The following is a 21,843-nucleotide window of genomic DNA, read 5'->3' as shown; positions in this document are numbered from 1 at the left end:
GTGGACCAGATTGTCAATCTGCCAAAGACGGAATCGGATTCCGCCATCGAGACGGCGCTTGGGCTCGACCGACAAGGTCTGCGCAAGACGCGCCGGCGCGGCTGGCTCTATGCGCTGCTGACCCTGATCGTGCTTGCCGCCGGTCTTGGCCTCTATCAATGGTATGCCGCCACGCCCGCCAGGATCGATTACACCACCGTGCCGGCCGCCAAGGCCGACCTGACCGTCCAGGTTTCGGCGACGGGCACGCTGCAGCCGCTCACCCAGGTCGACATTTCCAGCCAGCTTTCCGGCATCATACGCTCGGTCTCGGTCAACGAGAACCAGCAGGTGAAGAAAGGCGACGTGCTGGCGGCCCTCGACACCGCCAAGCTGCAGGTCCAGATCGAACGGGCCGAGGCTTCCGCGAAAGGGGCGGCAGCCAATGTCGAGGACGCCACGGTGACGCTGGCCGAAAACGAAAGCGCGCTGGTGCGCGCGGCCGCCTTGACCAAGCGCGGCATGGCGACCGACCAGTCGCTCGAGGCGGCAACCGCGACGCGCGACCGCTCCAAGGCGGCGCTTGACAGCGCCCAGGCCAATCTCGCCATCGCCAATGCCGATCTCAAATCGCAGCAGACGGACCTTGCCAACAGCACGATCTATGCCCCGATCGACGGCATCGTGCTGACGCGCTCGGTCGACCCCGGCCAGACGGTCGCCTCCTCGCTGCAGGCGCCGGTGCTGTTCGTCATCGCCGCGGATTTGCGGAACATGGAGTTGGTGGCGGCGGTCGACGAGGCCGACATCGGCGCCGTCAAGACAGGCCAGCATGCCCGTTTCACCGTCGATGCCTTCCCCGACCGGCCGTTCGATGCCGAGATCCGCGACATCTCCTATGCCTCGGTCACGACAGACGGTGTCGTCACCTACAATGCGCGGCTCGAGGTCGACAACAACGAGCTGTTGTTGCGGCCCGGCATGACCGCCACCGTTTCGGTCGTCACGAGGGAGGCGAAGGGCGTGCTGACCGTGCCCTCCTCCGCCTTCCGCTACCGCCCGGCGCAGCAGGCCGCGCGTGGATGGAGCCTCAGCGACCTGTTCACCGGCCGCATGGGCCGTCCTGGCGGCAATCGCCAGCGTCAGGCCGCGACCGCACCCACCGATGGCTCGCGCACGCTCTATGTGCTGGAGAATGGCAGGCCGCATCCGGTCAACGTCAAGATCGGCTCCACCGATGGCGAACTGACCGAGATCACATCCGGCCTGGACGAAGGCGCGCAGGTCATCACCGCCTCGCAGCCGCGGAGCTGACGGCCGTGGCCGCGGGCGCGACGCTCATCACCTTCGACAAGGTCTGGAAGAGCTATGGCCAGGGCGAAGCCAAGGTCCATGCGCTCGCCGGCGTCGACCTTGCCATCAGGCGCGGCGAATTCGTCGCCATCATGGGGCCGTCCGGCTCCGGCAAATCGACCGCGATGAACATCATCGGCTGCCTCGACACGCCGACGGCCGGAACCTACTCCTTCATGGGCGTCGACGCCGGCCGGCTCGACCGCAACCGCCGCGCCATGCTGCGCAACCTCTATGTCGGCTTCGTCTTCCAGGGCTACAATCTGCTCGCGCGCACCACGGCCGCCGAAAATGTCGAACTGCCGCTGATCTATCGGGGCGTGGCCGCCCGCGAGCGGCGCGACCTCGCGATGCAAGCACTCGCCCAGGTCGGCCTGGTCGGCCGCGAGCATCACACGCCGGCGGAACTTTCCGGCGGCCAGCAGCAGCGCGTGGCCATCGCGCGCGCCATCGTCACCCGGCCGACGCTGCTCGTCGCCGACGAACCGACCGGCAACCTCGACACCGCCCGCACGCACGAGATCATGGAACTGCTGACGAAGCTCAACAAGGAGCTCGGTCTGACCGTCACCATGGTCACGCATGAGGCCGACGTCGCCGAATATGCCGAACGCACCATCCGCTTCCTCGATGGCCACGTCGCATCAGACACCATGAATGTCGAGGTGGCCTGACCATGATCTGGGAAACCGTCCGCCTCTCGCTGCGCTCGATCCGCCGTAACGTGCTGCGCTCGTTCCTGACGCTGCTCGGCATCGTCATCGGTGTCGCCGCAGTCATTGCCATGCTGACCATCGGTTCCGGCACCACGCAGAAGGTCAAGGCCGACATCTCCAAGCTCGGCAGCAACCTGCTGGTCGTCCGTGCCGGTCGCCCGGCCGGTCCCGGCGGCCCGGGCGGGCTCGACCAGGTGGTGCGGCCACTGGCCGAGAAGGACCTTGCCGCACTGGTCGCGCATCTCACCGGCGCGCGCGCCATCTCGCCGGCCTCGCAGAAGCAGGTGCGCGTCATCTTCGGCACCGAGAGCCTGACCTCGGGCGTGACCGGCACCGACAGCGCCTATCTCGACGCACGCGACTGGAAGCTGGTGTCCGGCCGCCCGTTCAGCGATTCCGAAACCCGCTCGGGCACCGGCGTGTGCCTGATCGGCGAGACGGTGCGCCAGCAGTTCTTCGGCGCCGGCGACCCCGAGGGCGAGATCATCCGCGTCAACCGCACCTCCTGCAAGATCATCGGCCTGCTCGAACCCAAGGGCTATACCGGCTTCGGCCAGGACCAGGACAATGTCGTGCTGATGCCGCTGCACGCCTATCAGCGCCGCATCGCCGGCAATCGCGACATCGACAACATCTACATCGCCGCCGACGACCGCACACCGACCAGCGAGTTGCAGCCACGTGTCGAGGACATCTTGCGCGATGCGCGCCGCGTCACGCCTGACCGCGAGAGCGATTTCGCCATCCGCGACATGACGCAGATCGCCGACGCCATGGCCAGCGCGACCACCACCATGACCGGCATGCTTGGCGCGGTCGCCGGCGTCAGCCTTCTGGTCGGCGGCATCGGCATCATGAACATCATGCTGGTCTCGGTCACCGAACGCACGCGCGAGATCGGCATCAGGCTCGCCATCGGCGCGCATGAAAAGCACATCCTCATCCAGTTCCTGGTCGAGGCCACGGTGCTGTCGCTGCTCGGCGGCATTATCGGTATCCTGATCGGCCTGGCGCTGGCCGGCCTTGCCTCGGTGACGCTGACCATCCCCTTCGCGCCAAGCCCGGCGGTCATCCTGCTCGCTGTCGGCTTTTCGGCACTGATCGGCATGGTTTTCGGCTTCTTCCCGGCCCTGCGCGGCGCCAGGCTCGATCCGATCGACGCGTTGCGGCACGAATAAGCAGCAGCTTCGACGGCTATCCCCAATCCCGGACGCCTGCATTCGCAGCGCAGGGCAACACGTCGCGCTGACAAGGCCGGTGAAAACCCGGGCAAGCTACACGCTGGCCGGGTCCGTCGTCCTGCCGATCACCCACTTCATCGTCAGTCCCTGGACGATGATCGAGAAGATCACCACTGCGTAGGTCGCTGTCAGCAGCACCGGTTTGGCCGCGCTGTCCGGCAAGGACAGCGCCAGCGCCACTGAAACGCCCCCACGCAGGCCGCCCCAGGTCAACACGGGAATGGATCCTGCCGAGAAGGTCTGGCGTACCGCCAGCAGCGAGATCGGAATCCAGACGGAGACAAAGCGCCCGGCCAACACGATCGGGATCGCGATCAGCACGATCCAGCCATGCGAGGGATCGAACGACAGCACCAGCACTTCCAGTCCGAGCAACAGGAACAGGACGGAATTCAGCATCTCGTCGACCACCTCCCAGAAGGCGAAGAGATAATCCTCCACCGTCTCGCTCATCGCATGCTCGGCGCCATGGTTGCCGATCAAAAGGCCCGCGACGACCACCGCGATCGGCCCCGAAATGTGCAGCCGGTTGCAGAGCGTGTAGGTGCCGATGCAGACGGCGAGCGAGATCAGGATCTCGACGATGTGATCGTCGACGGCCAGCATCGCGCGATAGGCGATCCAGCCGGTCAGGAGCCCGAACAGTGCGCCGCCCAGCCCATCACGCAGCAGCAGTTCGCCAATGTCCCAAAGGTCGGGCCGGTGCTGGCCCGTGGTCGCGACAGCCACCGCCAGCAGCACGCCGAACGCCACCACCGCGACACCGTCGTTGAACAAGGACTCGCCGGCGATCTTGGCCTTGATCGATTCCGGCACGTTGATGGATTTGAGCAGGCCGAGCACGGCGACCGGATCGGTCGGCGAAATCAGCGCGCCGAACACCAGGGCCCATGGCAGGGGGACGTTGAAGCCAAGCCCGCCAGCCACGAACCACAAGGCCACGCCGACCACCGCCGTCGAGATGACGACGCCGATGCTGGCCATCAGGGTGATCGCCCATTTCTGTCCTTTGAGCAGATCGAAATCGACATGCAGGGCGCCGGCAAACAGCAGCAGCGACAGCATGCCGTTCATGATCGCCGAGGTAAAATCGATCTCTTGCATCACGTTCTGCAGCGTCGCCGTGATGCCGAGACCCGGCGCGATCTTCTCCAGGGCAAGCAGGAGCAGTGACGCCGCCAGCGCCATGATCAAAAGCCCGATCGTATGCGGCAGTTTGAGGAAACGCAGGTTCAGCCAGCCGAACAGGGCCGACAACGTCAACAGCAGCGCGGCGATTTCAAAGACTGACAGCATGCGGCCCCCGCCGATTCGTCAAAACCGAGGGGAGTTTAGAAGCTGGCGGGCGGAAACGACAATCTAGCTGTTGGCGAAATGCCACTCGATCAGCGGCTTCATGTGCGGCGACAGCCCCTCCGGCAGGTCGGCGGCGTGACGGATGATGACCGGCCCCTCGATCTCCGGATCGGTTTCGGTGGCAACGAAGGCCGAGATTCTGCGCGCGACCTCATCGGCCGGCTCATCGACATGATAGCGGCGGAAGATCACCGTGCCGCTTGCCGTCGACAGGGCGTGCCAGCGCACGCCGCGCCTGGCGTTCGACAGGTCGATGCCGGTCTCTTCGCGCACCTCGCGGATCATGTTGAAATCGACATCGACCATCCCGTCGCGGAAATCGACAGGCTCGAACGAGCCGGCGGCGAAATAGACGCGGCCGGCATTGACCGTCTGCGGTCCCATGCGGATCGCAACCAGCGCATTGTCGCCTGCCACCAGCACGGCATGGGCATAGGCGTGCTCGGCGCCGGAGTTCTCGGGCCGCTTCCGCCAGAGCATGAAGGTGGAGTAGTTGACCGCATGGCAGCGGCCGACGAGGCGGTTGTCGCGCCAGGCAAGTTGCGACAGCAGCACCACCGTGCCGTCGAACAGCGCGGGATTGGCTGCTATCTCGCGCTGCCAGTTCTCGACGATCGCCGCCGCATTATCCCTGGCGAAAGGATGCGGGCCGGGGTCGAGCCGGACGTCGACGGCGTCGACCGCCAGGATGACATTGCGCGGCAGGTCGAAACTCATGCCAATCAAACCCCAGTCCCTGTATCAAGCCATGTCCAGCGTGATCGCCACCGGGCAATGGTCAGACGCTTTCGGCCGGTCCCAGCCGGCGCGCGGGAAGCGCTCGACCTCCTGGCCCGCCGGAAAGATCGTGCGCCAGGGCTGGCCGTTGCGGATGATGTCGGGAACGGCGGTGGCATTCTTCGCCGCCAGTCCCCTGGAGAGCAGGATGTAGTCGAGCTGGCAGAGATGCCGCTCTTCAGGCCCGCGTGTGTGATAGAAGGTCCAGCGGTTCATTTCCGGCCGCCGCTCGACGACGTTTTCGCAGAAGCCGCCTGCCGTCAGCACGTTGATGCAGGACTGGTTCTCGTCGACCACCTCGAAACGGTAGCCGTCGACATCATCGCCGGCGATCTTCACGCGCTGCCGGTAATCGTTCATGTCGCCGCAGATCGCCCAGCGCTTGTCGGCGGCATGGTTCCCACCGAAGCGCTCCTCGATGATCCGGCGCACGGCTTGCGCCTCCGCGACGCGCACCGGCATCGTCGCCTCGCGTCCGTCCAGCCCGTTGCGTGGCGGACCCATGGACTTGAAATGCACGAGATAAAGCGTCAGCGGCAGGCCGCCCACGGTGATGTCGACTTCCAGGCAGTCGCGCCGGAAGATGCGTTCATTGGCCTGGCTGCCGAGGGCCGCCAGTTCCGGCGTATGCAGCCCGAACTGCTCGTAGGTGACATAGGCATGGCTGGTCATGCGCACGAATTCGATCGGCTGTCCCTGCGCGGTCTCGTTGCGCATCATCACGGCGACGTCGATGCCGCGCGAATCATTGCCCGACGTGGTGTATTTCTGCCGGTAGCCCTGCCCCACCATCTTGAAGAGATAGCCGTATTCGAAGGCCTTCAGCGCCTCGATGTTGTCGACCTCCTGCATGCAGATGATGTCGGCCCGGGTGGCGGCGATCGCCAACGCCGAGAGCTGGCGCGTGTCGTCGGACTGCGCGATGGCGCGGGCCTGTTCCAGCATCTTGTACTCGGCCTCGCTCTGGATATCGAACAGCGCCAGCGTCCGATCCTCGTTGAGCTGGTTGCGATAGCCGGAAAAATCGAACCTGTTCATCAGGTTCTCGACATTGAAGGTGGCAAGGCGCAGCGACATGCCCTGACCTTTGCCTGCAAGAGCGCCAGAAAACAAGATCGCAGGACCACAAGCAGGGATCGGTTGGTCCTGACGGCATTCGCGCCATGGTTGACGGAACCTTTCCGTTCATCCGCCGTTCAGACGCAAACGTCCACATTGGGCCCATTCCAGGGTAGGCGTGGGGCCTGTATCTCTTGGAGAGTACAATGAACTCGCTCTTTTCTTCCACTATCAAGTCCGGGCTGATAGCGCTCGGCATTGTCTCCGGCATCACGGCGCCGTCGGCCGCCGGACCGATCCTGCAGCCGAACCTGTCGCTTCCCACCAGCACCGCGGCACCGACGGTCACGCCTGTCCGCGACAGCTGGGCGGGCGGCAATAACAACAACCGTGGCTTCAACAATGACTGGCGCTGGCGCCGGTCGGGCCATTGGAACGGAAACCGGAATTGGAATGGAAACCGGCACTGGAATGGTGGCGGCAACTGGAACCGCGGCGACGACTGGCGCTGGCGCCATGGCCGCCGCCACTATCACGGCGGCTATTATGATGACGGTGCCGCCGCGGTCCTTGGCCTCGGCCTGGGGCTCGGCCTTGGCAGCATGTACAACAACTACGATTACTATGCGCCGCCGCCGCGCCGCCATTATCGCGCCGGACGGCTTTCCAACGCCCATGTCCAATGGTGCTACAACCGCTACCGGTCGTATCGCTCCTGGGACAACACGTTCCAGCCCTACAACGGCCCGCGCCAGCAGTGCTACTCGCCTTACAGCTGAGTTAGCCCGATGATCCGGAAATGAGAAACGGCGCCACGTGGCGCCGTTTCTGTCTTGATGGAGCTGATTTCGCTCGAGTACTGGCCTTGTCGACCGGTTGCGCATCCGCAGGGCTAAGCCCGACAACGCGCAAACAAGGATGTGGATGTCGCTTAGTTCTTGGCCTTGTCAACCAGCTTGTTCTTGGAAATCCACGGCATCATCGCGCGCAGCTTGGCGCCGACTTCCTCGATCTGGTGGCTGTCATTCATGCGGCGGATGCCCTTGAAGCGCGACAGGCCGGCACGGTATTCCTGCATCCATTCCGACGTGAACTTGCCGGTCTGGATGTCCTTCAGCACGCGCTTCATCTCGGCCTTGGTCTCGGCGGTGATGATGCGCGGGCCCGAGACATACTCGCCCCACTCGGCGGTGTTCGAGATCGAGTAGTTCATGTTGGCGATGCCGCCTTCATAGATCAGGTCGACGATCAGCTTGACCTCGTGCAGACACTCGAAATAGGCCATTTCCGGCGCGTAGCCGGCTTCCACCAGCGTCTCGAAGCCGGCGCGGATCAGTTCGACCAGGCCACCGCACAGCACGACCTGCTCGCCGAACAGATCGGTCTCGCATTCCTCGCGGAAATTGGTCTCGATGATGCCCGAACGGCCGCCGCCGACGCCGCAGGCATAGGAGAGCGCAAGGTCGAGCGCATTGCCCGAAGCGTCCTGGTTGACGGCGACCAGGCACGGCACGCCGCCGCCCTTCTGGTATTCGCCGCGCACCGTGTGGCCCGGGCCCTTCGGCGCGATCATGACGACGTCGACGGTCGACTTCGGCTCGATCAGGCCGAAATGCACGTTGAGACCATGCGCGAAGGCGATCGCCGCGCCATCGCGGATGTTCGGCGCGATCTCGTTCTTGTAGATGTCGGCCTGCAGCTCGTCGGGCGTCGCCATCATCATCAGGTCGGCCCATTTGGCGGCGTCGGCCACGCTCATCACCTTGAGCCCGTCGGCCTCGACCTTCTTGGCGGTCGCCGAGCCGGCCTTGAGGCCGATGGCGATCTCCTTGGCGCCGGAGTCCTTGAGGTTGAGCGCATGTGCCCGGCCCTGGCTGCCATAGCCGATGATGGCGACCTTCTTGCCCTTGATCAGGTTGAGATCGGCATCACGATCGTAATAAACACGCATTTTGTCTTCCTTCCCGTTTTCAAATCAGAGGCTTTGTGGCCCGGTTTTTGCTCCATGAAGAGCGAGAAACTGCTGCGTCGCCCGCGCGGCATCGCCGCCGATCGCCGCCTCAGTCAATTCCAGCCGGTCGCCGAGCAGCAGGCGGATCTGCACGTCGCGGGCGACCAGCCCGAAAAAGGTACGGAACGCCGTCTCGGCATCCGTGAATTCCAAAAGCCCGGCCTGACGCCCCGCCTCGAGCACCGGCTTCAGCCGCCTCGCCAGCGCGAAACGGCCATTTTCCAGCACAACAGCGCCGAGATTGTCCTTGCCCGATCCGGCATGGCCGACCGCCACCCGGTTGAGCGCGATCGAGGTGTCGCTGGAGATCACCTTGAGCCAGTCGGAGGCGAAGCGCTCGAGGCTTGCCGTCAGCGAGGCGAGGTCGAGCCCCTTGCCGTCAACCGACGCCACGCGCACCTTTGAGGCCTGCCACTGCACCGTCGCCGTCAGCAACCCGTCACGGTCGCCAAACCACTTGTAGAGCGTTTCCTTGGAACAACTGGCCCGCCGCGCCACCGCGGTCATGGTCAGATGATCGCCCTCCTCGACCAACAGCCGCAGGGCCGCATCCAGAACGGCCTTCTGCCGCTCCGTCAGCGCCTGGCTGTTGTCGATGTCGGCGTTTGCCAGCAACAAGCTCTGTTCCCGTTCAAAGGCAGAGGCCTTGGGGTCACCCAGAAGCCGTACCGTACGTTACGGTTCGGCATATTGCGCAATCCGATGCTCGGCGCAAGGGGACATGACGAAAAATATCCGCAACAATCCGCGCAACGCACGCGGCGCCGATGCTCAATCGCCGGCAGGCGGATGACGCAGCCGGCCAAGCAGTGCCGACACCATGTTCAGCTCGTCCGGCGAGAGCCTGGCGCCAACCAGTTCGGCGATCGACCGCCCGTAAACGGCCCACATCCGGCGGCGCGTCTCGCGCCCCTTGGCCGTGACGCGGATGGTCTGGCCTCGGCCGTCATCGGCCACCGGCAGCTTCTCGACCAATCCGTCGGCCTCAAGCCGGGCCAGCAGCCGCGAGATGTTGTATTGCGCGAACAGGGTGCGCTCGATCAATTGAAACGGCCGCAAGCCCCCCTCGCCCGCCTCGGCGAGCTCATGCAGCACGTCGTACCAGGCAAGCGGCGGCAGGCCGCCCTCTTTCAGGGCATCTTCGGCACGTTCCACCAGTTGGCGCGAAACGCGCATCAGGCGAGCCCAGGCCTTGATGGCTTCCGGAGAAGGCGTGGCTTTTTCGGTCATAAGCCACCCTAGGCGATAGATGCAGATGCATCAAGCTTGACGATAAATGCACATGCATCTACATAAATGCAATTGCATTGATAATCGAAAGGTAAATCATGTCCGACAAGCTCATCCTCGTCAGCCATCCTCTGTGCCCCTACGTCCAGCGCGCCGCGATCTCGTTGACCGAAAAAGGCGTGCCGTTCGAACGTGTCGACATCGACCTCGCCGACAAGCCTGTGTGGTTCAAGGCGATCTCGCCGCTCGGCAAGGTGCCGCTGCTGCGCGTTCAGCAAGAGGGCGGGGAGACAGTGGTCTTCGAATCCGCGGTCATCCTCGAATTCCTGGAGGAAACGCAGGCCGGCGCTCTCCACCCGGCCGAGCCCTACGCTCGTGCCCGGCACCGTGCCTGGATCGAATACGGCTCGGCCATCCTCAACGCCATCGGTCGCTTCTATTCAGCGCCGGCCGAAGCGGGCTTCCTTGCCGAATCCGGTGCGCTGTCCGCCATGTTTGAGCGCCTCGAAGCCGAACTGGCTGACAACGCCGACCGGAGCGGCCCATGGTTCGCCGGCGACCGATTCTCGCTCGTCGATGCGGTGTACGGGCCGGTTTTCAGATATCTCGACGCTTTCGACCGGATCGGCGATTTCGGCATCCTGGACGGCAAGCCGCGCGTCCAGGCCTGGCGGAAAGCCCTGAACGATCGACCGTCGATCAGGAACGCCGTGGCGCCGGATTATCCGCAACGCCTGCATGCCTTCCTGCAAGCGAAGGGATCTTTTCTATCGAGCCTCATCCGCCGAAGCGATGCAGCCGGACCATTTGCGTTGGCGCGATCCGCGTGAACGCCCGCGCGCATCACTCGCTTGAGCGGCCTCAGTTCTCGAACATGACAAAGGCGGCCCAGACCCGCGGATCCTGGGCACCTGATATCTTGCCGCCGCGGGCATCGCGGCGGGTCTGGCGCAGCGCTTGCGGATAGGTCTGCCCGGCGGCAAGATAATGGTAGAACCCGACCATGAAGGCGGCGGTACCGGCGTCGTCCACCGGCCACAGCGTCAGCAGCGAACGTTTGGCGCCGGCAATGTTGATTGCCGTCGGCAGGCCGCGCAAGCCACCGACGAATGTCTCCTGGCCACGCGCCGTCTCACAGGCGGACAGGACAAGCAGGTCGAGCCCCGACAGATCCCAGCTCGTCAGTTCCATGCCGTAGAGCCGGCCGTCGTCATCGTCACGTTTCATTGACTGCCGGTCTCCGGCTTGCGACAGCACGACCTGGCTCTGCCAAAGGGCGTTCACGCCGCCCACGCCGCCCTCTTTTTCGTCGCGGTAAGCGCCGTGGGTGGCCAGATGCGCGACCGTCGCCCGCTCCATACCCTCGCGCAGCGTCCGCTCGCTGGCGGCCGTTCCGGTCAGCATTTGGACCGAATAGTCATCGGCGCGCAGGATCGAGGCGATCGCGTTGACCTCCTTGGCTGTGCCCGGCAACGGCTCCGCCCCCTTTTCCGGACCTCGCGCATAGTCCAACCCGCCGGCCAACAGGGCTCTGCCGGTCTTGGGAAGACTCTGGTCGACGCTGGCGTTCAGCAGCGATTCCGGCCGCGTCAGCATGCGCACGGCGAAGCGGTCATCAAGCGTCGCGCCCTTGCCGTCCTGCAGCAGGGGGAACGGCACCGAAAACAATTTGCCGTCCGGCACCACGAAGAGCGTGTCGGCGCCATCGAGCGACGGCTCCAGCGGCGCGATCAGACCGGCATAAAGCCCGGTGAATGTGGCGTTCAGGTCGACCAACGTCACGGCACCGCGCTCCTGCGCGGAATGCGTCGACCTCAGGTTTGCCATGCGTGTTTCGCGAGCGGCCGGGATGAGCCGGCGCGAATCGCCGAGATCGTAGAGGCGTGGCTGCTTGTCCTTGCGTGTGACGATCGCATAGAGGCGCTCGTCTTCCAGCGGTTCGGCGCTCTCCCGATCCGCCCGCCACTTGCGGGTGATGAAGTAGTCGATCAGCGCCTGATTGGGCTTCAGCAAGGTGCCGGCCGACGGGAGGGGTTTGTCCACCACGCCCTGGCTGAAACTGTACTTGGCCATGACCTTGGCGATGGCCTTTTGGTACGCCGCCTCAACCTGGTCGGGCTGCACCGCTCCCGGATCATCGGAACTGTCACCGCTGGAAGCCGCCTCCTGATAGGCCAGGGACAGCTGGATCCCGGCGTCGATCAAGTGCCGTGTCTCCAGATCATTCGGATCGATCAAGCGGGATAGCCTGCGCAACAGGTCGCGTTTTTCATTTTCAAGCGTCGGCCAGCGGCGCACGGCTTCAGCAAACGCCGGCACCACCGACGCATTGTCCTTTGCAAGGCGCGCATAGTCGTAGAGCATGTCGTCGGCCAGGGCGCGGCTGGCCTCGGCAACGACGGGATTGCCTGATGTGCTCACCTGGAACCAGTTCCAACGCAGCATGTCATCGTCGAGAGAAGCGAAATCGGCGGCCGCCGCGGCAGGATTCCTCCTTGCCTTGAGATTGGCCATCGCCTGGCGCGCGGCAAATGTCAGTGGATGCACCACTCCGTAAGTCGATCCGGCGACACTATAGGCCCGTTCGAGTTGGGCCATACTGCCTTCGGTGTCGCCCACGGCGGCAAAATGCGCGGCCAGCAGGTTGGCGATCTTGATTGCCAGTATCTCGGGATAATTCGGGTCGGTGGTCAGTTGCCGCAGCTGTGCCAGCGTTGGCTGATCGAGCGGCTGCGCACCAGAGAGCACCCTGGTATAGAGCATCCAGGCATCGGCCTGTTCGACCAGATTGCCTTCCTGCTTGAGAGCGACGGCAATGTCCCGGTCCTGCTGGAAGTGGCGCAAGGCCTCGTCGTATTTGCCAAGGTCCAGATAGTCCTGCGCGGTGTTGTTGGCGCTGACCAAGACGTTGAAGTGGTCCGGGCCGTAGTAGCCGATCCGCTTCTCCAGCACGGCCAGATCATATTGCAAGGCGCGTGTCGGAGCTCCCATCTGGCGCAGCATGTCGGCCAGATTGTTCCGCAGCTTCCAGATGAAACGGTCATCGGTGCCGGTTACCTGCTCGGCCAACTTCAGATTGCGCTGCTCGATATTGATGGCTGACGCGATTTGACCGAACGCCGCGACCCCGGTCGCCAACACATCGTTGGCATACAGGAGTTCCTGTGACTCCTTGCCGTGATAGTGGGCGTATAAATTGGTGGCTGTCGCGCACATCGACACGAAGCACTGATAATCCTTCTCCGCCTGCTTCAGCATTGCGTAGTTGAGATAAAAGTCGGCGCGTTTGGCGACATCCTGCTGCATCGCCCTCGTCTTCAGGCCCTCGGCAAAAATCTCCTCGGCGTCGTCGAGGATTTGGTTGTTGAGGAAAGTCGCGCCTGCGTTCGAGTAACTCTCCACGGTGAATTCGTAGAGGTCGCTTCTGGCGGCGGAGAGCAGCGCTGCCCGCAATTGCGCGTAGCCTTCGTCGAAGCGTCCCGCGTCCATCATCAGCCCATAGGCGGCGTCGATGCGGGCGCTCAGCGCGTCCTGGCTGTCCGATGGTTGCTGTTGGCCGGACTGGCTTGTCGTCTGGGCGTATGCCTTCGGCATAGGCAGCGCGACGATCAACATCGCCAGCATCGAGGCCGCAACGCGCATCAGGCCTCTGGGTCCTCTGGCTATGGACATCCCTGTGTTCACGCGGATCGGCCTGGCGAAAACTCTATGATGCAGTCGTACCATGACTTGGATTTGACCCGAAATCCCATCGCGCTTCCCTCAGCCCTGCCCGCCTGAACGGATCGATCACCGTGCCGGCGACCATCGAGGCCAGAAGCTGCGGTGCCGGCGGGATCTTTGCGATGGTCGCCACCAGCCTGTCGCGGATGAAGGGCAGCGCCACGGAATCCGATTGGTAGAATGGCGTGAACGCCAGCGACAGCGCCTGAAAGACACGCACGTGCCAGCGCCGCGCCCTGGCATAGGCTTCAAGTGCTGCCTCGACGCTCTGCGTGCGTGCCAGCGCATGGCTGAGCGCCGCGGCGTCGAGCAGCGCCATGTTGGCTCCTTGTCCGAGCTGCGGGCTGGTCGAATGCGCGGCGTCCCCGATGACGGCCAACCGCCGGCCGACCGGCAGCTTCATCGTGTGATGGCCGTAGCGGGCCAGTGACAACTGGTCGAAACTGTCGATCTGGCGGGTGAACGCTTCGCTCTGCGGCCACAGCCGCACCAGCCTCTCCTTCCAGGCGTCGAGGCCGGCAGCGCGCACCGCGTCGGCATCATCAGGCTTCAGGCTCCAGAAGAAGGCCGCCATTTTTTCGGCACCGGGCTCCGGCCGGCCGATCGGCAGCACGCCGATCATCACGCTGGCCTTGTCGTAGCGCTGCAAGAGCGCGTGCTCGTCAAAGCCTTCGCCGCGCCAGCCGAGCGATGCCCAGAACGCGCCATAGGTGAGTGGCCGTGGCGCGCCTGCATTGCCGGCGCGCTGCCGCAGTTTCGAGCGCGAACCGCTGGCGTCGACGACCAGATCGAATGGCCCTGCCCTTCGCCCGTTGCCACGGATGAGCATCGCCCGTTCGCCAGCCTCCATGGTCTCGATCTCGACGCCTGTCTCGATGGCGATCGCCTCGCGCCGGGCGGCGCGAAAGAGCACGCCGAACAACGCCGCCCGGTGCACCGCCAGACCAAAACGGCGGCCGCGCTGGGCATCATAGCGAACGTCGAGCACGGTGCGGCCGGTCGACGCATCGGCGCCATGCAGCCGGTCGATGCGGGCGCCAAGCGCCAATATGTCGTCGAGCAGGCCGAGATCGGCCAGAACCGTCAACCCGGTCGGCTGCAGGATCAGTCCGGAGCCGACCGGCTTCGCCTCCTCGAAGCGCTCGAAGATGGTGACCCTGTGCCCGGCCCGTTTGAGATAAAGCGCCATGGCCAGCCCCGCCGGACCGGCGCCTGCAATTGCGATGTCGTAGGAAATGCCGATGCCCCCAAGCCGAACTGGCCGGGACAATCCTTCAGCCGCTGTGCGAAATCAAGTCGCGGCGCCTGGCTCTGCCCGGCTGTTCAAGCCTGTGTTGCGTCGAAACCGGCCCGTGCCGCGCGCACCGCGTCATGGTTGAATTCCGCCCACTGCAACAAATGCTGCAATGCGTCGAACATCGAGCGCCCGAGATCGGTAAGGCTATATTCGACGCTCGGCGGCTTGGTCGGGAACACTTCGCGATGCACATAGCCGTCGCGCTGCAGATCGTAGAGCGTCTGGGTCAGCATGCGCTGCGAGATGTCGGGAACCAGCCGCCGCAACTCGCCGAAGCGATAGGGCTGCTCGGCCAGCGCCGCCATCAACAGCGAACTCCACTTGCCGCTAAGCCCCTGGATGACGTCGCGGACCGGGCAATCGGCGAGATTGCCGCCGTCGGTCATGGCTTTGTAGATGTCGAGTTTGGATTTCAGATTGATGATCTTGCTGTCCACGGCTGGTTCCCTGCCTGTGCCTACCTCCCCAAAAACTGCCTTCTTTACGGCACCGGGTCAATTCCTATTTTAGTGCTGGTCTCTTTTTGAGACTACCAACCGAACCGCCTTTCGGCGCAATGTCAGGATCCTCCATGACCGCAACCCTTCTCGTCACCGGCGCTTCCGGCCAGCTCGGCCGCGGCGTCATCAACCACCTGCTGGACACATTCAAGATACCGGCGGGCCGGATCATCGCCACCACGCGCACGCCCGCCAACCTTGCGGACCTTGCAGCGCGCGGGGTCACCATCCGCCAGGCCGACTTCGACGACACGACGTCACTGCCAAAGACCTTCGAAGGCGCCGACCGGGCGCTCATCATCTCGACCAACGAGTTGGCGATCCAGGGAAAGCGTCGCGAGCAGCAACTGGCGGCGGTCGCCGCTGCCAGAAAGGCAGGTGTCAAGCATCTGCTCTACACCTCCTTGCCCAACACCGAGCCGGGCTCGCCGGTTCTCTTCGCGCCTGACCACTACGATACCGAGCAGGCGATCAAGGCGAGCGGCATCCCCTACACGATCTTCCGCAATGGCTGGTACGACGAGAACCTCTTCATGGCGGTGCCGCAGATTCTGGCGTCGGGCCAATGGTATACGTCCGCGGGCGACGGCGCCATTTCCTATGGAGCGCGCGACGATCTCGCCGCGGCCATAGCCGCGGGGCTGGCCTCGCAAACCGTTGAGAGCAAGACCTACACGCTGACCGGCCCCAAGGCCTATACGACAGCCGAAGTCGCCGCGCTTGTCACTGAAGCCACCGGAAAGCCGATCCAGGTCGTCCAGCTCTCCGATGAAGCACTGACTGAGGGCATGAAGGCCGCTGGGCTTCCCGAGCCGATCGCCAAGCTTCTGGTGTCCTTCGACGCCGCCACGCGCGCCGGCGGCCTTGGCATGGTGACGGATTCGGTCGAGACGCTTTCCGGTCGAAAATCGGTATCGCTGAAGCAGTTCCTGGAAGCCAACAAAGCCGCGCTGGCTGGTTGAAACCAGAGCGGTGGGAGGTCACCCTCCCGCCGCGCTACTTCGATGTCTTGAGCAGGCCGAGCCGGACCAGGCTCTCACCGGTGGCAGCCAGCGCGTCTTCGCGCGGGCGCGGTGCCCAGCCGAGCACACGCACCGCCTTGGCGTTGGTGGCATTCTTGACCTTGCCCAGTTCCGTCACCAGTTGCGCGGCTTCGGCGTTGAACAATCCGACGATCCGCACCAGCCAATCGGGAAGCTGCCTCGTCGAGACGCGCGACGCCGCGTCGCCGAGACGCGCCTTCACGGTCTGCGCGATTTCCCGCACTGTCATGAAGTCGCCTGATACCGCGAGGAAGCGCTCGCCTTTGGCGGCTGGATTGGTCATGGCACGCACATGCAGGTCGGCCACGTCGCGTGCGTCGACGACGCCGAAGGACAGACGCGGCAGCCCCGGCATGGCGCCGTTCATCATCCGCTGGACAAATTCGGTGGAGGTCGAATGGTCGGAGCCGAGAACCGGTCCGAAGATGCCGACCGGATTGACGACCGCCAACTCCAGCCTGCCGCCCTCGGCGGCGATGAAATCCCAGGCCGCCCGCTCGGCAAGCGTCTTCGACTTCACATAGGCGCTGACCTTGGCCGTCGGATCGGTCCAGCTTTCCTCGGTGAACGGCCGGCCGTCTGGCGGCATCTTGCCATAGCCGATGGCCGCGAAGGACGAGGTCAGCACGACGCGTTTGACACCAGCGTCCCGCGCCGCCCGCAGCACCCGCAGCGCCCCCTCGCGAGCCGGGATGATCAGATCATCCTCATGCTTGGGCACGCCAGGCGGAAATGGCGAGGCGACATGGAGCACGTAGTCGCAACCGGCGACGGCCTGCGGCCAGCCCGTGTCGCTCGTGAGGTCGGCGATGGCGAAGGACAGCCTGTCACTTGGCTCGATGCCGCCGGCCTTGAGCATGGCCAGCACATCGGCTTCCCGCTTGGCGGAGCGCACCGTGGTGCGTACGCGGTAGCCGGCCTTCAGGAGTTCAAGGATACAGTGGGCGCCGAGGAAACCCGATCCGCCGGTGACAAGCACCAATTCGCCGCTCATGCCCGCCCTCCACCAGGTTAGGTCGAGGCGATCAGCTTCGTCAGATCGCCACCTGCGTACCGATTTCTACCACGCGTCCGGTCGGGATCTGGAAATATTCGGTCGCGTCGGCGGCCGTGCGCGCCAGGCCGATGAACAGCCGATCCTGCCACACCGGCATGCCGGAGTTGGGCGAGGCCTTGAGCGACCGGCGCGACAGGAAGAAGGACGTCGTCATGATGTCGAACTTCCAGCCCTGCTTGCGGCAGATCGCCAGCGCGCGCGGAATATTGGGCTGTTCCATGTAGCCGAACGTCAGCGTCACCCGCATGAACAATTCGTTGACCGTCTCCATCTTGACCCGGTCGCTGTCGGGCACCACCGGCTGCGGCGCCGTCACCACCGAAAGGATGACGTTCTGCTCATGCAGCACCTTGTAGTGCTTCAGGCTGTGCATAAGCGCTGTCGGCGCGCTGAGCGGATCGCTGGTCAGGAACACCGCGGTGCCCGACACCAGCTGCGGTTTCTTCTTCAACAGATTGCCGGCGAGGAAATCGAGCGGGATCTCGTTGCGGCGAGTCTTGTCGAACAGGTAACGGCTGCCGCGCACCCATGTCCACATGGCGGTGACAATGGTGAAGGCCACCGCCAGCGAGGCCCAGCCGCCCTCGAACACCTTGACGATGTTGGAAGCGAAGAAGCCGATGTCGATGAACGCAAACAGTGCGGTCATCGCGACGGCCACCCACAACCGCCATTTCCAGATGCGGGTCATCACGACGTAGAGCAGCACCGTCGTCACCAGCATGTTGCCGGTCACCGAGATGCCGTAGGCCGAAGCCAGCTTGCTGGACTCGCCGAACCCGACCACCAGCATCATCACCACCAGCGCCAGCAACAGGTTGACGCGGGGCATGTAGATCTGGCCGGACTGTTTTTCCGACGTATGCAGGATTTCCAGCCGCGGCAGCATGTTTAGCTGCACCGCCTGCCTGGTCAGCGAGAAGGCACCTGAAATCACCGCCTGGCTGGCGATGACCGTGGCCGCTGTCGCCAGCACCACCATCGGGATCAGCGTCCAGCCTTCGTTCATCTCGAAGAACGGATGGCCCACGACGCCATTCTTGGCCAGCACGAAGGCACCCTGCCCGGCATAGTTGAGCAGCAGGCAGGGAAACACGATCGACAGCCAGGCGAGCACGATCGGCTTGCGGCCGAAATGGCCGAGATCGGCATAGAGCGCCTCGGCGCCGGTGACGGCGAGGAAGATGGCGCCGATGGTTACGAAGGCAACGTCGGGCGAATGGATCAGGAAAGCGACGATATAGTGCGGACTGACCGCCCACAGGATCTCCGGATCGGCGATGATGTGCTTGAGGCCGGACAGGCCGATGGCCAGGAACCATACGGCGGTGATCGGGCCAAAGATGAGCGCCACGCCGCCTGTGCCGAAGCGCTGCACGGAAAACAGGATCGCCAGGATGACCAGCGTTAGCGGCACGACATAAGGCTGGAAGGTGGGCGTGACGACATTCATGCCCTCGACCGCCGACAGCACCGAAATCGCCGGCGTGATGACGGCGTCGCCGAAGAACAGCGAAGCGCCGACGATGCCGATGCCCAGGATGACCGCCGAGCGCTTGGGGAAACTGCCGCGCGCCAGCGCCATCAGCGACAGCACGCCGCCCTCGCCGCGGTTGTCGGCGCGCAGCACGAACATGATGTATTTGATGGTGACGATGATGGTCAGCGACCAGATGATCAGCGACAGCACGCCAAGGATATCGCCACGCTCCGCGACTTGACCGCCCGAAGACGCCACCAGGGCCTCGCGAAAGGCGTAGATGGGGCTGGTGCCGATATCGCCATAGACAACGCCAAGCGCGCCCAGCATCAGCACCTTGGTGCTATGCTGCTCGATCTCCGGATGGCTCGATTGTTCGACGGGTTCTGCCTCACTACCAGTGTTGGCAAGGGCCATGGACGACACTCCGATAAGCGCGCGGTGCTCTACGCTTGCTGCGATGCAATATCAAGTACCGTCAAATTATGGCTGCCATGCCTGGTGCGCGAGGCTGCCATCATTTCCACCCACAAGCCCTGAGAAACCGACCCACCGTGCCGGCCATGCCATACTCCAACGCGTCGGCTGTCAACCCATGTCCGATTGACACTTCGGCCAATGCCGGAATGCGCCTCGCCAGAGCGGGCAGATTGCCCACAGTCAGATCGTGCCCGGCATTGACCTGAAGACCGGCGGCAGATGCCGCATCGGCTGTTTTCCCCAATCTTTCCAGCTCGTTGGCCGCCTTTGCGGAATCGGAATGGTAGCTGCCAAAAGGGCCGGTATAGAGCTCGATCCGGTCGGCACCCGTATCGCGCGCGGCCGCGATGCCGGCGGGATCGGCGTCGGAGAACAGCGACACCCTGAAACCACCCTTCTTCAGGCGTTTGACGATTGGTGTCAGGAACGCCGCATCGGCGGCGAAGTTCCAGCCATGGTCGGAGGTTGCCTGTGCCGGATCATCGGGAACCAGCGTCACCTGTTCGGGCTGATGCTTTTCCACAAGCGCCAGGAAATCCTCGCTCGGATAGCCCTCGATGTTGAATTCGGCCCGCGGGAACTCGTCATCGATCAGCGCCCGGATCTCCGGCAGGTCGGAATGCCGCGTGTGACGCTCGTCGGGACGCGGATGGACGGTCAGCCCATGCGCTCCTGCGGCAAGGGCGAGCCGACCGATGCCGATCACGCTGGGCCACGGCAAGTCGCGCCGGTTGCGCAGCATGGCGATGGCGTTGAGGTTGACGGAAAGCTTTGCGGGCATGGGCTGGTGTCCGTGAAACAGGCGGGTTAACGGCGCGCCACAGCCATCCGTTCAGCCTCGGCGCGCTTGAGACCGGGCATCTATAGCGTCTTTGACGGGAACAGATAGGGCTTTCCAGTGTTCCAGAAGACCAACTCTGTACTGCAAAAGGAGGCCCGCCGTGAATTTCCTGCAATCCGTGCCGGCGATCCGTCGCATCGACACCAGTCGCGACGACCTGTTCGCAATCGATGTGGTCGGGCATGTCTCGGCGGCCGATGCGGAAAACCTGTTCGGCCTGCTGGAAGCGGCCTACGCGCTCCATCAGCGAATCGACGTGGCTGTGCGCATGGTCGATCACGACGGCGTCGACTGGGCCGACATCTCCGACGAGACCCTCAAGCTGGGCGCCGTCCATGCACTGGAGCATATAGGCCGCTGCGCGGCGATCGGCGCACCGGACTGGACGCCGGACGCACGGCACGCCCTGCCCGCGTCGTCACCCATCGAATTCAGGCATTTCAAGGCCGAGGATGAAGAAGAGGCCTGGGAATGGCTCGGCGCCCGGCAGTTCGGCGTGCGGGAAAAGCCGTCGTCGTAGCTACCTAACGATGGTCAGCCGCTCGGCGGCCCGGGTGATCGCGGTATAGAGCCAGCGCTGCCGGGTTTCCTTGAAGGCCCAGCTCTCGTCGAACAGCACGATCTCGTTCCACTGCGAGCCCTGCGCCTTGTGCACGGTCAGCGCATAGCCATAGTCGAAATCGTCGAAGCGCTTCTTCTGCTGCCACGGGATATCGGCGTCGGGATCCTCGAACGCCGCCTTGAGCAGCTTGATCTTGGCGACGCCGCGGTCGGGATCGTCCTCTTCGGGCGAAACCAGCAGGTTGATGCCGGGCTTCACCGTCTCGCGCGACGAGGTCATCACCTTCCACAGCGAGCCATTGAGCAGCCCCTTGGCGGGATCGTTGCGCAGGCACACGAGCTTGTCGCCGGCCTGCGGATAGTCGGCATTGAAGCCTTTGAGTTCGCGCAGACGCTGGTTGTAGCGGCGGCGCGTGCGGTTGGTGCCGACCAGCACCTGGTCGGCCCTCAGCACCAGTTCCTGGTTGACATCTTCCTTGCCGATCACCTGCGCCGTGCCGTAGTCGCCGCGCATGAATTCGCGGCCCTCGCGCACATCGAGCGCCAGGCGCAGGATCGGATTGTCTCGCGCCTGCCGGTGGATTTCGGTGAGCAGGAAATCGGGCTCGTGATCGGTGAAGAAGCCGCCGCCCGAAATCGGCGGCAACTGGCCGGGGTCGCCCAGAACCAAGATCGGCGTGCCGAAACTCATGAGGTCGCGGCCGAGCTGTTCGTCGACCATCGAGCATTCATCAATGACGACCAGTTTCGCACGCGAGATCGGGCTCTGCCGGTTGAGCGAGAAGGTCGGCGACATCGAGGTCTTGCCGGTGACCTCGTCCTCGACCGATTCCTCGCCCTTGGGCCTGTAGATCAGCGAATGGATGGTACGGGCGTTGACCGCCCCCTTGGAGCGCAGCACCTGGGCCGCCTTGCCGGTGAAGGCGGCGAACTGCACCTGGCCGTCGACATGTTCGGCAAAATAGCGTGCCAGCGTGGTCTTGCCGGTGCCGGCATAGCCGAACAGCCGGAACAGCTGCGGCTTGCCGGCTTGCAGCCAGCGGGCAACCGCCTGCAGCGCCTCGTCCTGTTGGGGTGAAAATTCCATCAGTGCGACAGACCGGATTCGCAAGCGAAACACAAGACAGCCGCCAATCGAC

General features: G+C 64.2%; 20 protein-coding genes. 7 read left to right on the top strand and 13 right to left on the bottom strand.

Translation table 11 applies throughout. The features are described from left to right. The 3 genes from FJ977_RS30540 to FJ977_RS30530 are packed head-to-tail and all read left to right on the top strand — an operon-like array spanning window position 1 to window position 3,226. Window positions 1-1,293, top strand: a complete 1,293-nt coding sequence (locus tag FJ977_RS30540; RefSeq protein WP_140775902.1) for an efflux RND transporter periplasmic adaptor subunit — start codon at window positions 1-3, stop codon at window positions 1,291-1,293. A 5-nt stretch (window positions 1,294-1,298) separates the two neighbouring features. Continuing rightward, window positions 1,299-2,006: an ABC transporter ATP-binding protein gene (locus FJ977_RS30535; RefSeq protein ID WP_140775901.1), complete on the top strand. Its 708-nt coding sequence runs from the start codon at window positions 1,299-1,301 to the stop codon at window positions 2,004-2,006. A 2-nt stretch (window positions 2,007-2,008) separates the two neighbouring features. Next, window positions 2,009-3,226 (top strand): ABC transporter permease, encoded by a 1,218-nt coding sequence (locus FJ977_RS30530; RefSeq protein ID WP_140610448.1) that lies wholly within the window; start codon window positions 2,009-2,011, stop codon window positions 3,224-3,226. Window positions 3,227-3,322: 96 nt separating this feature from the next. Here FJ977_RS30530 and FJ977_RS30525 read toward each other — a convergent pair whose 3' ends face one another. The 3 genes from FJ977_RS30525 to FJ977_RS30515 form a co-directional block, all read right to left on the bottom strand. Beyond that, the gene (locus FJ977_RS30525; protein WP_140775900.1) at window positions 3,323-4,585 is read right to left on the bottom strand and encodes a sodium:proton antiporter; all 1,263 of its coding nucleotides are present in this window, start codon (window positions 4,583-4,585) and stop codon (window positions 3,323-3,325) included. Between the two features lie 63 nt (window positions 4,586-4,648). Then, window positions 4,649-5,362, bottom strand: coding sequence for a hypothetical protein (locus FJ977_RS30520; protein WP_140775899.1), 714 nt, complete (start codon window positions 5,360-5,362; stop codon window positions 4,649-4,651). Window positions 5,363-5,386: 24 nt separating this feature from the next. Then, window positions 5,387-6,499 (bottom strand): endonuclease/exonuclease/phosphatase family protein, encoded by a 1,113-nt coding sequence (locus FJ977_RS30515; RefSeq protein WP_140775898.1) that lies wholly within the window; start codon window positions 6,497-6,499, stop codon window positions 5,387-5,389. Between the two features lie 188 nt (window positions 6,500-6,687). On the opposite strand from FJ977_RS30515, the gene FJ977_RS30510 reads away from it, so the two are divergent. Next, on the top strand, window positions 6,688-7,260 hold the full coding sequence (locus FJ977_RS30510; RefSeq protein ID WP_140775897.1) for a BA14K family protein: 573 nt from the start codon (window positions 6,688-6,690) through the stop codon (window positions 7,258-7,260). Window positions 7,261-7,412: 152 nt separating this feature from the next. Here FJ977_RS30510 and ilvC read toward each other — a convergent pair whose 3' ends face one another. From ilvC to FJ977_RS30495, 3 genes are all read right to left on the bottom strand, one after another. Continuing rightward, window positions 7,413-8,432, bottom strand: coding sequence for a ketol-acid reductoisomerase (gene ilvC, locus FJ977_RS30505; protein WP_010910140.1), 1,020 nt, complete (start codon window positions 8,430-8,432; stop codon window positions 7,413-7,415). Window positions 8,433-8,456: 24 nt separating this feature from the next. Then, window positions 8,457-9,110 carry a TetR/AcrR family transcriptional regulator gene (locus FJ977_RS30500; protein ID WP_140775896.1) on the bottom strand — a complete coding sequence of 218 codons (654 nt, stop codon included), beginning with the start codon at window positions 9,108-9,110 and terminating at the stop codon, window positions 8,457-8,459. A gap of 153 nt (window positions 9,111-9,263) precedes the next feature. Then, complete coding sequence (locus FJ977_RS30495) at window positions 9,264-9,722, bottom strand: MarR family winged helix-turn-helix transcriptional regulator (RefSeq protein WP_140775895.1); 459 nt, start codon at window positions 9,720-9,722, stop codon at window positions 9,264-9,266. 98 nt (window positions 9,723-9,820) lie between these two features. Here FJ977_RS30495 and FJ977_RS30490 point away from each other — a divergent pair, with 98 nt between their 5' ends. Continuing rightward, window positions 9,821-10,552: a glutathione S-transferase family protein gene (locus tag FJ977_RS30490; RefSeq protein WP_140775894.1), complete on the top strand. Its 732-nt coding sequence runs from the start codon at window positions 9,821-9,823 to the stop codon at window positions 10,550-10,552. Window positions 10,553-10,583: 31 nt separating this feature from the next. On the opposite strand, the gene FJ977_RS30485 is transcribed toward FJ977_RS30490, so the two are convergent. The 3 genes from FJ977_RS30485 to FJ977_RS30475 all read right to left on the bottom strand — a co-directional run bounded on the left by FJ977_RS30485 (window position 10,584) and on the right by FJ977_RS30475 (window position 15,179). Beyond that, window positions 10,584-13,364: a CHAT domain-containing tetratricopeptide repeat protein gene (locus FJ977_RS30485; protein WP_181180118.1), complete on the bottom strand. Its 2,781-nt coding sequence runs from the start codon at window positions 13,362-13,364 to the stop codon at window positions 10,584-10,586. A 64-nt stretch (window positions 13,365-13,428) separates the two neighbouring features. Further along, window positions 13,429-14,715: an NAD(P)/FAD-dependent oxidoreductase gene (locus tag FJ977_RS30480; RefSeq protein WP_140775892.1), complete on the bottom strand. Its 1,287-nt coding sequence runs from the start codon at window positions 14,713-14,715 to the stop codon at window positions 13,429-13,431. Window positions 14,716-14,768: 53 nt separating this feature from the next. Next, window positions 14,769-15,179, bottom strand: a complete 411-nt coding sequence (locus tag FJ977_RS30475; RefSeq protein WP_140775891.1) for a helix-turn-helix domain-containing protein — start codon at window positions 15,177-15,179, stop codon at window positions 14,769-14,771. Window positions 15,180-15,313: 134 nt separating this feature from the next. Between FJ977_RS30475 and FJ977_RS30470 the strand changes: the two genes are divergently transcribed. Continuing rightward, on the top strand, window positions 15,314-16,204 hold the full coding sequence (locus FJ977_RS30470) for an SDR family oxidoreductase (RefSeq protein WP_140775890.1): 891 nt from the start codon (window positions 15,314-15,316) through the stop codon (window positions 16,202-16,204). 34 nt (window positions 16,205-16,238) lie between these two features. Here the strand turns inward: FJ977_RS30470 and FJ977_RS30465 are convergent, their stop codons facing one another. The 3 genes from FJ977_RS30465 to FJ977_RS30455 all read right to left on the bottom strand — a co-directional run bounded on the left by FJ977_RS30465 (window position 16,239) and on the right by FJ977_RS30455 (window position 20,083). Beyond that, entirely contained in the window at window positions 16,239-17,279 is a 1,041-nt protein-coding gene (locus FJ977_RS30465; protein ID WP_140775889.1) for an aldehyde reductase, read from the bottom strand. Between the two features lie 40 nt (window positions 17,280-17,319). Next, complete coding sequence (locus tag FJ977_RS30460; protein WP_140775888.1) at window positions 17,320-19,239, bottom strand: potassium transporter Kup; 1,920 nt, start codon at window positions 19,237-19,239, stop codon at window positions 17,320-17,322. Between the two features lie 100 nt (window positions 19,240-19,339). Further along, window positions 19,340-20,083 (bottom strand): pyridoxine 5'-phosphate synthase, encoded by a 744-nt coding sequence (locus tag FJ977_RS30455; RefSeq protein ID WP_140775887.1) that lies wholly within the window; start codon window positions 20,081-20,083, stop codon window positions 19,340-19,342. Between the two features lie 160 nt (window positions 20,084-20,243). Between FJ977_RS30455 and FJ977_RS30450 the strand changes: the two genes are divergently transcribed. Further along, window positions 20,244-20,663 carry an STAS/SEC14 domain-containing protein gene (locus FJ977_RS30450; protein ID WP_140775886.1) on the top strand — a complete coding sequence of 140 codons (420 nt, stop codon included), beginning with the start codon at window positions 20,244-20,246 and terminating at the stop codon, window positions 20,661-20,663. Here FJ977_RS30450 and FJ977_RS30445 read toward each other — a convergent pair whose 3' ends face one another. Continuing rightward, a complete protein-coding gene (locus FJ977_RS30445; protein WP_140775885.1) occupies window positions 20,664-21,791 on the bottom strand; it encodes an ATP-dependent RecD-like DNA helicase in 1,128 nt (375 codons plus the stop codon). Window positions 21,792-21,843: the final 52 nt, after the last annotated feature.

Origin of the sequence: Mesorhizobium sp. B2-1-3A (assembly GCF_006442655.1) — a bacterium.
GTDB lineage: Bacteria > Pseudomonadota > Alphaproteobacteria > Rhizobiales > Rhizobiaceae > Mesorhizobium.
The sequence above is the reverse complement of the archived record's forward strand: the minus strand, read 5'-3'. Positions and strand labels throughout refer to the sequence as shown.